Genomic DNA, 775 nt, shown 5'->3' on the forward strand with positions numbered 1-775 from the left:
AGCGAGCCGCCGCGCCCGAAGACGTCGATCAGCGGCAGCTCCAGCTTCATCTCCGGCGTCGGCACCCCCACCAGAACCACGGTCCCGGCCAGATCACGGGCATAGAACGCCTGCTTGTACGTCTCCGGGCGCCCGACCGCCTCGATGACCACGTCGGCGCCGAAGCCGCCGGTCAGCTCACGGATCGCCTCGACCGGGTCCGTCTCCTTGGAGTTGACCGTGTGGGTCGCGCCCAGTTCACGGGCGGTCGCGAGCTTGTTGTCGTCGATGTCGACGGCGATGATCTTCGCGGCACCGGCCAGGTTGGACCCGACAACCGCCGCGTCCCCGACCCCACCGCAGCCGATGACCGCGACGGAGTCGCCTCGCCCCACGTTCCCGGTGTTGATGGCGGCGCCGATACCGGCCATCACCCCGCACCCCAGCAGCCCCGCCACAGCGGCCGAGGCCGCCGGGTCGACCTTGGTGCACTGCCCGGCCGCGACGAGCGTCTTCTCGGCGAAGGCACCGATACCGAGCGCCGGGGAGAGTTCCGTACCGTCGGTGAGCGTCATCTTCTGCCTGGCGTTGTGCGTGTTGAAGCAGTACCACGGCCGCCCACGCAGACAGGCCCGGCAATTCCCGCACACAGCACGCCAGTTGAGGATCACGAAATCACCGGGGACCACATCCGTGACCCCCTCCCCCACCGACTCCACCACACCGGCCGCCTCATGACCGAGCAGGAAGGGGAAGTCGTCGTTGATCCCACCCTCGCGGTAGTGCAGGTCGGTGT

The 775-nt window shown here is 68.9% G+C and carries 1 protein-coding gene; it reads right to left on the bottom strand.

Going from position 1 to position 775, the window contains the following annotated elements; genetic code table 11:
• On the bottom strand, positions 1–775 hold a 775-nt coding region (locus IEY89_RS40170), incomplete at both ends, for a zinc-binding dehydrogenase (RefSeq protein WP_189152458.1).

This window comes from Streptomyces lacrimifluminis (assembly GCF_014646095.1).
In the GTDB taxonomy this organism is placed as follows: Bacteria; Actinomycetota; Actinomycetes; order Streptomycetales; family Streptomycetaceae; genus Streptomyces; species Streptomyces lacrimifluminis.